This window comes from Pseudomonas sp. JL2 (genome assembly GCF_031570495.1).
In the GTDB taxonomy this organism is placed as follows: domain Bacteria; phylum Pseudomonadota; class Gammaproteobacteria; order Pseudomonadales; family Pseudomonadaceae; genus Aquipseudomonas; species Aquipseudomonas rhizophila.
The window spans coordinates 55699-67076 of the sequence record NZ_JAKUDH010000007.1 but is presented as its reverse complement, the minus strand read 5'-3'; the positions used below and the strand labels follow the sequence as shown (position 1 = coordinate 67076).

Sequence of the window (11378 nt, the reverse complement as noted above, 5' to 3'; positions counted from 1 at the left end):
TGACGTGCAGCTATCTGGGTCGATCCTCGCCGCTACAGACGCCAAGTACTGACAACGTAACCACGGGTTAGTGCCAGCGTGGGGCCGGTGTTTTCACCTCAATACGGGCAAGATGGGGCAATCAAGACAGACGGCGTGTGATCTTGAACCGGCACCGAAGGGGGGGATGCGCTGGCGCAGGTCAATGACCTTGCGCGGTACCCAAAGACTCGGCCATCCGAACGAGGTCGGCGAAAGACTTGGCTTGCATTTTTTTCATGGCATGGGCGCGGTGGATTTTCACGGTGATTTCGCTGAGGTTCATCTGCCCGGCAATCTGCTTGTTCATCAGGCCCTTGGCGGCCAGGGCCATCACCTCTTTTTCGCGGGTGGTCAACGTTGCATAGCGACTGTGCAGGTCCGCAAACTGCTGTTCGATCTCGCGCCGCCGAACGTCGGCCTCAAGCGCGGCAGTTACAGCGTCCAGCAGATCCTGTTCGCGAAAGGGTTTGGCCAGGAAATCCACGGCGCCGGCCTTCATGGCCTTGACCGACATTTCGATGTCACCGTGACCGGTAATGAAAATGATGGGGATACTGGCGTTGGAGGCGGCCAACTGGCTCTGGAAATCCAGGCCACTGCTGCCTTGGAGCCGGACATCCAGCACCAGGCAACTGGGGCCCGCTGTCCTGGGTTGACGCAGAAACTCCGTCGTGGAGGCGAACGTCTCGACACGGATGCCGACGGAGCGCAAAAGATTACTTAACGCCTCACGCATGGAGGCATCGTCATCCACCACAAACACAACAGAACCCTGGCTGCCCGGCTCATCTGACGAGGGATTGCCATTCATGCACGATCCTCTTGGGAGGGGACGAAAAAAGTGTAGCACAGCGTTTTTGCTTGCAGAGTTCGCCCCGGCGGGTGCGCTCGGAGAGCAATAAACTATGCAATAAAGTGTGGTTTCAATGCATCAATCAACGCCAATACATCTCGGGGTCGACGCAAGTAAGCACTGACTTGGGCGCTGTAACTTTCTCCACTGATGCACCAACTGCAAAAGTGTTCGCAGTTATTGGAGAACACCCGATAGCGGTTTTCACCGAGTCTTGAACGCGCCCGATCAACGATCTCACGGCTGGAATAGTTGCATTGCTCTTGAAACCGCCAGACCGGCTTGCCCAGAGCGAAGTGTTCCAGATCAGTCACTTCGATAGGACCCGATCTAAACGAGCTGCTGAAACCCGAGTAATGAGCCACCTCTCCGCCGCCCAGATAAATTCCATGGTGGATATAGAATCGGCGCGGACTGATCAAATGCGCACCGACGGGTATGCTGTCTGCGGACCTCTCGATATCGACCAGCTTCAACGGGACATCTACCATGCGCCCAGGCAGATTGCTGCCGTAACGGGCTGCGGAACACAGATGACGTTCAGGCAGCGGCACACTCAAGCGGTAGAAAACGCTCGTCGTTAACAGTGCCATGCCAATCAGTACTAACGAGCGTAGCGAGGACAACTTATCAACGGTGTTGAGCGTTAAATGATTCATGTTGAATACTCCGCAACCCTTGACCGGTACTCTATCGCGGGGCTGGCGGCGCTTCATTTGTACATGCGATTGGTTTAAGTGACCTCTTTATATACGGTCTTTAAACCTAAGTATGAATAACCTGTTAGGCAGGCCGTTGTCAGCCCAATGTTGGCGCTGACAAAGCTGGGTATGGCCTTCATTGCTGAGCGATGGGCAGCGTGAATTGCACAGTGGCGCCCCGAGGCTGGTTTGCGTGCGCCCGCAGGCAACCGCCGTGGGCCTCGATGATCGAACGACAGATTGACAATCCCAACCCCAGACCGGTGGGCTTGGTGGTATAGAACGAAGTGAAAACCAGATCGGTACTCTGCGAGGCGAAACCTGGCCCTGAATCGCTCACACTCACGACCACGTTTCCACCATCGCCCGGCGCCGCGCGGATCAGCAACTGCCGTTCACCTTCGCCGACAGCACTCATCGCCTCCAACGCATTCATGATCAGGTTGAGCAACACCTGCTGCAGCTCGACACGGTCGCCTTCGATAAAAGGCATACCGCCCATCAATTGCGTCTGTATTGAAGCACCGCTCTTGATGATCTGACTGCGGGTAAATTCGATCATCTCGCTGATCGCAGCGTTAATATCCACCAACCCCTTCTGCGGCGGCGCCTTGCGGATATGCCCGCGAATGCGGCCAAGCACATCCGCCGCTCGATTGGCATCGACGATCAGGCGACCAAGGACCTGCCGGACCTCCTCGATCTCCGGTGGTTGGGCGTTCAACCAGCGCAGCGCGGCATCAGCGTTGAGAATGGCCGCAGCGATCGGCTGATTGACTTCGTGGGCGATCGAGGCAACCAACTGCCCCATAGTCGCGACGCGGTTCGCGTGGGCCAGTTCGGTTTGCACCTCGCGATAGCGACGCTCGCTCTCACGGATTTTTTCCTCCGCCAGCTTGCGCTCGGTCAGGTCCAGCACGAAGGCGACCCCTTCCCTGCTGCTGGCTTCGAACGTCACCAGCCCGACGATGACCGGCACGCGGCTGCCATCCTTCCTGAAATATTCCTTCTCATAGGGACTGGCTTGCCCGGTCAGCAGCGCCTGGGCCAACGAGCGCTCGCTGAGTTCGAGAAACTCCGGTACGGTCAGGTCTCTCCAGCGCAGACGGCCCGTGGTGAGGTCCTCTCGCGCATAGCCCACCATGCGCAGGAACGCATCATTGGCCTCAATGATGTCGCCCTCGGCATTCCAGAACAGAATCCCGATGATATTGGCGTCCACCAGGCGCCGGATCTTCGCTTCGCGTTCGGCGACCTCGCGGTAAAGCCGGGCATTTTCCAACGAGATTGCCGCCCGGGAAGCCACCAGTTTCAACACGGCGATCCGGGTCGGGCTGAACACGCGGGCGGCAAGGTTGTTTTCCAGGTAGAGCGCGCCGACGAGCTTGGCCTGATTCATCAAGGGCAGACAGAGAATAGAACGAGCTTGTTGCTGACGGATGTAAGGATCTTCGGCAAACGTCCCGGCAACCAGCGCATCATCAAGAAAAACGGTCTCTTGGGTGCGCAGGACGTGATAAAGGATCGACTCTGGCAACAGCGTCGCGCTCACCGCAACGTCGTGCAATTGTGTGGTGTCGCCGCCGGTGGTGACCTGCGCCGCTACCCGGTACTCACCGCCATCCGGGAGAATCAGCAGCCCACGCTCGGCACCAGCCTGTTCAATCGCCGTGAACATGATCCTGTCGATCAGCTTCTCCAGGACGATTTCTCCCGACACGGCTTGGGAGACCTTGAGAACCGTGGCCAGATCAAGGTGGTCGACGAGAGTCGTCATCGTCGTCGGCCCAAGCGCAGGTTCTTCAGTGCTCAACGACGGGTACTTGCTCTCCAGATGTCGCACCTTGCCCTCGGCCCCCCAGCGCAGGTAACCGTAACGGGCGTCCTGCAGATAGACGCGAGCGATCTTGGCAAAGCCGCGCGCCGCGTAGAAGCGCGACGCCAGTTCATTGGCCAGCGCCTCGATATGCACGAAACCGCTCTGCTGCGCGGCGTCGATGGCCTGCTCGTAGAGTAGCTCGGCGTCGATCACGCGCCCTTCGACCCGGGCAATTTCGGCGCCGACCAGCGCGGCGCGACTCGCGAAGTTCTCCGGGCACTGCTGCGCCCAGGTCTGGAGCTGGCGGTGATCGGCGGCCATCGCGACCAGATACTGCCTCTGCTCATCCATTGGGGCGCTGTCACAGCAGGCGGCCCGCGCCAGGGCGCCATAGAAATGATATTCGGCTTCCTCGAAGAACGCCTGGCAAACCCAGAGCAAACGCTGCGCTTTGGTGGCCGCCTCAAGGGCCGATACAGGATCGTCGGCCAGATAGCGGGCCTGCAGTTTTCGGACCCAGTACAGACACTCAGCCAATACCAGATCCGGGTTGCTGGACAAGTGGGCTTCGGTGTCGATTTCGTTTGACGGGCCGCCATCCAGGCGGCCGAAGCCGCGGGTCAACCCTCGCAGCATCCGGATCAACGCCAGTTGCGTGAGGATGAAATCGGTCACCAGCCCGAAGCGCACCTTCCTGGCATAGGCCAGGCCGCGTTCGGCCTCGTCCTGTACACCGGCCAGCGGCTCACCGGCGAAGAGCAGATCAGCGGTGAGGTTGTTGCCCGCGTAGGCGCCATAGGGCAGATCACCGATCCGGTTCGCCGCCACAAACGAGCGGCGCAACAGGTCTCGGCACTGCTCCACAGGCTTCATCCAGCGCACGGCAAAGCAGGAAAAGCACAAGTACGTGCTGGCCTCGAATCGCGTCAGACCGCGCTTTTCGACGAGTTCGCAGCCCAGCTGACCAAACCGCAAACCCACTTGGTAATCACCGAAACGTCTACCAGCGACCCTGAACAAATTGGCATAGAGCACACAGGACGCATCGCAGTTGCCATGCTCAAGACTCAGGTTGACCGCCTTGCAGATCAACAGGTCCGCCAGGTTCGCTTCGCTCTGCAAGGCTGGCGCGAAGAGCTTGCCCAGCGCGTCGAGGGTCGCCAGGGCGGTCGCGTCTTCCATCAGAGGCAAATCGATAAGCTCCTCAATGGTCCGTTCTCCCAGCAAAGTCCCGATTCGATCATACTCGTGGCGCACGTCATCGTCGCTCGGATGGGCCGACCATACGATCCCCACATGTCGCAGGTAGTCGAGACAGACAGCGACCGCACCGTCACTGCGATCCAGAAGCAGGTAGACGTCCATTAGCAGACAAGCGACGCTGGCGCGTTCGATCACCGTCACAGCACGCTTGGCCAGCGCACTCAGGCGCTCGTCCGCGACACTCAGTTGCCCGGAGAGAAACTCGCACTCGGCCCTGTTGAGTTCCAGGGCGAAGATCAACTCATGGCGAGCCCCCCAGGCATCGTCGCCCAGCATCTGCGCCCCGGCGGTGAGGTAGTTGAGCGCTGAAGCAAAGGCTGTCGACGCCTTGGCCCGTTGACCGGCCATCAGGTTGAACGCCGCCAGTTGCTCTCGCTCGTCCTGGTCAGTGAGCAACGCAGCGCCGCGATTAAGCTGGCCGACGATCTCGAAAATCGCTTCCTCGCGCTCCTGAGCGGACGTTTGCGCCACCAGCAGCCGACCGATACGCAAGTGAGCAGCGGCGCGCAAGTCGGCGGGGATCAGTGTGTAAGCGGCCTCGTGAATACGATCGTGAACAAACCCATAACCACCGTCGCGCCGCTCGACCAGTTCCTGGCGAGTCGCCTCCCAAAAAAGCGCGCGGACCTGAGCCTTGGGCACGCCCAGAGCGGTGGACAGCGCCTTGAACCCGGCGACGCTGCCCAGGCAGGCAAGCTGCTGCAACGCATCTTGCGTTTCGCTCGGCAAGCGAACCAGTTTGCCAACCATCAAGTCCACAATGTTGTCCGTGTAGCCCTTGGCATGAATACGATCGGGGTCCCACCACCACTGCCGAGTTTCATGATCGAAAGTCAGCAGTTGCTCATCGGCCAATGCTTGCAGAAACTGGATCACAAAGAACGGGTTGCCGGCGGTTTTATCCAGAACCAACTGCGCCAAGGGCTCGATGCGTTCAGGTTCGTCATGAAGCGCATCGCCGATCAGTTGCTCGACATGAACTTTGCCCAGCGGCGCCAGCGAGATCTCACCGATCTTGCCACCTGCGCGGCGAATGGCCTCGAGTTTGGCAGTCAACGGATGCGAGGCGTCCACCTCGTTGCTGCGGTATGCCCCTACCAGCATCAAATGCCGCACGTCCGAACTGGTCAACAGATCCGCCAGCAGATCGAGCGTGGCAGCGTCGAGCCATTGCAGATCGTCGAGAAACAGCGCCAGCGGATGCTCCTGGCAGGCAAATACACCAATAAAATGCCGGAACACCAGAAGAAAACGGCGTTGCTCCTGTTGAGGATCAAGCGGCGGCACCGGCGGTGGCTCACCGATGATCAGCTTGAGCTCGGGAATGAGATCGGTCATCAGCCGCGCATTGGCAGCCAGCGCTTGCAGCAAAGCGTCACGCCAGCTCGCCAGTTCCGTGTCGTTCTTGCCCAACAGCGTGCGCACCAGGCTCTGAAAAGCCTGCACCAGCGTTGAATAGGGAACGTCACGCCGATACTGATCGAACTTGCCACTGGCAAAAAGCCCTCGTGGCGGCACCAGCACCTTGTGCAGCTCATTGACCACCGAGGACTTGCCAATACCGGAGTAACCCGTGACCAGCACCAGCTCCGGTGCACTGCTTTCAACGACCCGGGAGAACGCCGCAACCAGGGTAGCGACCTCACGCTCACGCCCGTAGAGCTTTTCCGGAATCAGCAGCCGCTCGGATGCCCCCTGCTCGCCCAGGACGAAGACATTGATCTGGCACAACTGCTGCCAGTCTGCCAGGCACCGTCGCAGATCATGCTCGACACTGGCGGCCGTCTGGTAACGTTCCTCGGCGGTCTTGGCGAGCAGCTTCATGACGATCCGAGAAAGCATTTGGGGAACAGAGGCGACCCGTTCGCGGGGTGACAAGGGCTTTTTGGCGATATGGCAGTGTACCCACTCCATCGGATCGGCTGCCGTGAACGGCAACGAGGCGGTCAACATCTGGTACAGCGTGACGCCGAAAGAATAGAGATCACAGCGCGAATCGATCGAGCGATTCATCCTGCCGGTCTGCTCCGGTGCCATATAGGCGAGCGTACCGGCCAGGGTCTCGGGCGCCTGCCGCTCCCGCGGCAGCCGCGAGGCAAGACCAAAGCCGGTAAGCCGGGCTTGCCCGTCGGTGCAGTTCACCAGGATATGGCTGGGCTTGATGTCCTTATGGACGAGGCCGCACTGGTGGAGCTTGCCCAGCGCCGAGGCGATGCTCACGGCGAGGGGTAAAAAGATTGCCGTGTCCATGGGGACGTTGAGCAACTGCACAAGCGGTTCGCCCCCTGGATCCTCGAGCACCAACTGCATTCGGGTGCCGTCGCGCACCATTTCCAGAGGCCGCACCGACCAGCTACTGTTCAGTTCATCCTTGAGACTAAACTCATGAGCCAGACGGTCAATACAGCCGGGAGGCGGTTGTTCGGCGGCAGGCCGCGCTATCAGGACGTTGCGATCGCCCTCTACGCCCAGTCGTGATTCGCGACAGAAAATTCGCTCGCCATCGTCCCATAATACTTGCATGTGGTTATCCATCGGCACGGATCAATCAGTTGTGTTATAGGCCGCACGCTGCCGTTGGGCTGTCGTCCTGTGTCATATCGCAAGTGCCGATGTCGTCGCGTGGGGCGGCTTCCGTGGCTTGGCTGGAGGACCGTTGATGAGGCTGTACCGGGATCCAGAACGGGTCGTGTTGTCAAAGCCTAGATTAGCGCCTCATCAAAGCCCTTCAAGTGATTTCATTGAGCGACAGCGGATTAATCGGCAATGCGCGCAGACCGGCGGTGGCGAATCTGCACCCGGCGATGGGCGCCAGTCTACGCAGGCAACCAGCCGAGGTCAGTTGTACCCGGGTACAGTGCAAGTATCCCCTGGGTTACGCGCCGCCGACCGTGAGTGAACGAATCAGGCCAACGTCGAGCCTTTAGTCTTAACACGCTATACGTAGGTATACTTTTGCGCCCTTCGAGACCGCGTATCGTGTAATGACGACAGGCGCTGTCACGAGCGACCCACTATGCACGACACCCCAAAACGCAATACCGCGACGATAGCCGTCGTGGATGATGACGAATCCGTTCGGACAGCTCTGGAAGGCTTGTTGCGCTCCAGCGGCTATCAAGTCCAAACCTATCGCAACGCCCTGGCGTTCCTCGACGCCAACACCCTCGCAGAGACGCACTGCCTGATTTCCGATATCCAGATGCCGGGAATGAGCGGTGTGCAGTTGCACGAAAAACTGAACGCGATGGGTTTTCAGATCCCCACCATATTCATTACCGCTTACCCGCACCTGGGTGCCGACACACCGGGACTGGTTGCCTGCCTGCCCAAACCCTGTGAAGCCGGCCGATTGTTAGGCTGCATCGAAACTGCTGTGCTGCAACGGCACTGATCCCAGTAAGCCCCTCGCCTCACCATACCTTCGTATATCTCCCCGCCACTGAGGTATGGCTTTGCTGAACCCATGTAGAAGTGCGCCTGCACGCCCGCGTCAATAACATGAATTCACAGCGAGCATGTCGCTGCCGAAGATTTATCGACGCCATGGCGCACGCTCGCCGGGCAACGCTGCAACCTTTCAGGAACAGGCAATGTCGGCTTTCAGAGAGTCACCCCCACGCATCCTGAAGTTCACGAGCGCAATCGCAACGCTTGGCGTGTTGTCCCTGGCCGGTTGTACGGCAGGCCCCGACTTCATGAAACCGGAAAGCGGGCTGAGGGCCGTAGAGCTGGCACCGCGGCCAGAACACGCGATTGTCGCCCCCATGTCCGATGCGGCAGTGCCCTCCCAATGGTGGTTGCTGTTCAACGACACGTTACTCGCCCAACTGCAATCGCGTGCCCAAGCGGGCAATCTTGATTTACAGATAGCCGGCGAACGCATTGAACAAAGCCGAGCGCAACTGGGCATCGCCTCTTCGCGCCTGTTACCCAGCGTGGATGCCAACGCCAGCTACGCCCGTGAGAGGCTCAGCGAACATGGCAAGTTCGCCGCGCTGGGTGCGCCTGTGGGCCCCGGCAATTTCTGGCAACTAGGCTTCGATGCCAGTTGGGAAATCGACCTTTGGGGCCGAGCGCAACGCGGGCGCGAGGGCGCTGCGGCGACCCTGCAAGCCACCATCCATGATCGCGAAGCCGCACAGGTAGCCTTGTCCGCCGAAGTGGCCAGAACTTATTTGCAATTGCGCGGAACCCAGGCGCAACTGGACATCGCCCAGCAAAACCTGACGATTGCCGAGCGCACGCTGGGGCTTGCCGAAAGCCGTGAGCGCAATGGTGTTGCCACGCGCTTCGAAACCTCGTCCGCTCGCGCGCAATTGGCGACAATCAAGGCCACGGTTCCCGAACTGACCCAACACCGCAATGCACAGATGAACGCACTGGCGTTGCTGCTGGGAGAGCAGCCCCGCGCACTGGATGTACAACTGCGTCAAGCCATGCCCTTGCCGTCGCTTCCAACCCACGTTCCGGTTGGCGTCTCTTCCGAATTGGCTCACCGACGCCCCGACATCCAGCGCGCCGAAGCGCAGCTGCATGCCGCTACCGCAGCCATCGGTGTCGCCAAGGCTGACTTTTACCCGCGTATCGGGCTCAAAGGTCGAATCGGCGTGGAAGCCTTCGAAAGCGGTGATCTCTCCAGTTGGGACTCCCGTGTTTTTTCCATCGGCCCGACGGTCTACTTGCCGATCTTCCAGGGCGGACGATTGACGCAACGCCTGGCCTTGAACGAATCACGGCAAAGAACGGCGGCGATCACCTATCGGCAAACCGTATTGCGAGCCTGGCACGAGGTGGACAATGCCCTGGATGCCTGGGCTGCCCAACAGCGCCAGCACGAGGATTTGCTGGTTTCCTATGAACAGAACCGGCAGGCATTACGTGCCGCCGAACGAGGCTATGAACAAGGTGCAGCCGACTATCTGAGCGTGCTGACCGCGCAACTCAACCTGCTTGCCAGTCAGACCCGCCTCAATGCCAGCGCAACCGACGCCACCCTCACCGTGGTCAATCTCTACAAGTCGCTGGGGGGTGGTTGGGAGGCGGCGACACTGCAGAGCACGCCGCAAGCGAGCATCGATGAGTCGCCCGCGTCTTCATCGGATGACCCGCTGGTCCGTGTCTCGCCTCGCTCAGCTCGCTCAAGGGCCGCCCCATGAATAGCGCCACATTGTTGCCAGCAACCGTCACGGCCAGCATAGCCCCCCAGGCCACGCCTTCAAAACGTCCGCTGGTGGGTCTGCTGGGGATTTTCATCGCCGCGATGATGGCTGGGTTGAATATCCGGGTCGGCGCATTGGCGTTGGCTGACATCAGGGGGGCCATGGGCCTGGGCTTCGACGACGGCTCGTGGTTAACCACGGCGTACAGTGCCGGGGAGTTGATTGCCATGCCCTTTTCAGCCTGGTTCGCCATTACCCTTTCAGTACGACGCCTGGAACTGTGGATGCTCGGCATCTGTGCACTGCTGGCGGCAATCCTGCCCTTGATCCATAACCTGGACCTGCTGCTGGCCTTGCGTTTTGTGCAAGGCATTGCCAGCGGCACGACGATTCCGTTGCTGATGATGGCGGCCCTGAAATTCCTGCCACCGCCCATCCGCCTATATGGTTTGGCGCTGTATGCGATGACCGCGACCTTCGCGCCCAATCTGTCCATCTGGTTGACCGGACACTGGACCGATGGTCTGAATGATTGGCGGTGGGTGTATTGGCAAATCATTCCCCTGGCGCTCATCGCGGGATGCCTGATCGCCTGGGGCCTGCCGAAGGAATCCATCCAGCAGCACCGTTTTCCACAGGCCAACTGGTTCGGCATGGCTTGCGGTGTACCGGCGCTCGGCCTGATTGCCATCGCCCTGGATCAAGGTGTACGGCTGGACTGGTTTCATTCGCCGTTGATCATCTCATCGCTAGTGGCTGGCCTGGCCCTGTTGGCTATCTACCTGGTGAGCGAGTGGTATCACCCTTCACCGTTCATCAAGTTGCAAATCCTGGGACGCCGCAACCTGGGACTGGGCTGCACACTGTTCGTTTCCCTGCTGGTAGTGTTGATGTCCAGTTCACTGTTACCGGCAAGCTATCTCACCCCGCTTCAGCAGTATCGACCGTTGCAGATGGCGTCCATCGGCCTGATCGTCGCGCTGCCACAACTGATCCTTGGGCCGTTGGTGGCAATGCTGCTGTACCAGAAGTGGGTTGATGCCCGCGTGGTATTCGCGTTGGGGCTGCTGCTGATCGCGCTGGCGTGTCTGTGCGGCGCGCAGTTGACCAGCGAATGGAATCGCGACCAGTTCGTCCTGGCGCAAACACTGCAAGCCCTTGGGCAACCGATGGCGGTGGTGTCGATGCTGTTCCTGATCACCAGCGTGGTACAGCCCTCCGAAGGACCTTATGTGTCCGGCACCATCAATACGCTACGCGCCTTCGGCTCGCTGATCGGCGCGGCGGCGGTCACCCAACTGATCACCGTGCGCAGTCGTTTCCATGGGGAAATGTTGCTGGACCAAACCGCCCTGGTCAGCAACATCTCTGCGGTTGCGCCTGAGCCGGCACAGCTGATGGGCATCATCAGCCAGCAGGCGCTGGTGCTGTCGATCGCCGACGCCTATCGCGTACTGGGTTTGCTCGCGCTGTTGCTGATTCCTCTCGTGCTGCGGCTGACCTGCATCCCCCCGCCTGTCACGCAAGTAGCCCCGTCACCTTCCTCCTCACACGGGTAA

Annotated in this window: 6 protein-coding genes; 3 read left to right on the top strand and 3 right to left on the bottom strand. The window is 59.9% G+C overall.

Annotated features, from left to right (window positions below; all coding sequences use genetic code 11):
* Window positions 1-181: 181 nt before the first annotated feature.
* The 3 genes from MKS85_RS11935 to MKS85_RS11925 form a co-directional block, all read right to left on the bottom strand.
* Entirely contained in the window at window positions 182-832 is a 651-nt protein-coding gene (locus tag MKS85_RS11935) for a response regulator transcription factor (RefSeq protein WP_139050501.1), read from the bottom strand.
* 92 nt (window positions 833-924) lie between these two features.
* Window positions 925-1533, bottom strand: a complete 609-nt coding sequence (locus MKS85_RS11930) for a lecithin retinol acyltransferase family protein (RefSeq protein ID WP_139050502.1) — start codon at window positions 1531-1533, stop codon at window positions 925-927.
* A 178-nt stretch (window positions 1534-1711) separates the two neighbouring features.
* The gene (locus tag MKS85_RS11925; protein WP_310662898.1) at window positions 1712-7180 is read right to left on the bottom strand and encodes an AAA family ATPase; all 5469 of its coding nucleotides are present in this window, start codon (window positions 7178-7180) and stop codon (window positions 1712-1714) included.
* A 493-nt stretch (window positions 7181-7673) separates the two neighbouring features.
* On the opposite strand from MKS85_RS11925, the gene MKS85_RS11920 reads away from it, so the two are divergent.
* The 3 genes from MKS85_RS11920 (at window position 7674) to MKS85_RS11910 (ending at window position 11378) form a co-directional block, all read left to right on the top strand.
* Window positions 7674-8051, top strand: a complete 378-nt coding sequence (locus MKS85_RS11920) for a response regulator transcription factor (RefSeq protein ID WP_107321664.1) — start codon at window positions 7674-7676, stop codon at window positions 8049-8051.
* Window positions 8052-8250: 199 nt separating this feature from the next.
* On the top strand, window positions 8251-9816 hold the full coding sequence (locus tag MKS85_RS11915) for an efflux transporter outer membrane subunit (RefSeq protein ID WP_139050504.1): 1566 nt from the start codon (window positions 8251-8253) through the stop codon (window positions 9814-9816).
* The gene (locus MKS85_RS11910; protein ID WP_139050505.1) at window positions 9813-11378 is read left to right on the top strand and encodes an MFS transporter; all 1566 of its coding nucleotides are present in this window, start codon (window positions 9813-9815) and stop codon (window positions 11376-11378) included. The genes MKS85_RS11915 and MKS85_RS11910 overlap by 4 nt, the downstream gene beginning before the upstream one ends.

Coding starts and splice junctions, on each gene's coding strand:
- MKS85_RS11935 (WP_139050501.1), bottom strand. CDS start 832: ATGAATGGCAATCCCTCGTCAGATGAGCCGGGCAGCCAGGGTTCTGTT.
- MKS85_RS11930 (WP_139050502.1), bottom strand. CDS start 1,533: ATGAATCATTTAACGCTCAACACCGTTGATAAGTTGTCCTCGCTACGC.
- MKS85_RS11925 (WP_310662898.1), bottom strand. CDS start 7,180: ATGCAAGTATTATGGGACGATGGCGAGCGAATTTTCTGTCGCGAATCA.
- MKS85_RS11920 (WP_107321664.1), top strand. CDS start 7,674: ATGCACGACACCCCAAAACGCAATACCGCGACGATAGCCGTCGTGGAT.
- MKS85_RS11915 (WP_139050504.1), top strand. CDS start 8,251: ATGTCGGCTTTCAGAGAGTCACCCCCACGCATCCTGAAGTTCACGAGC.
- MKS85_RS11910 (WP_139050505.1), top strand. CDS start 9,813: ATGAATAGCGCCACATTGTTGCCAGCAACCGTCACGGCCAGCATAGCC.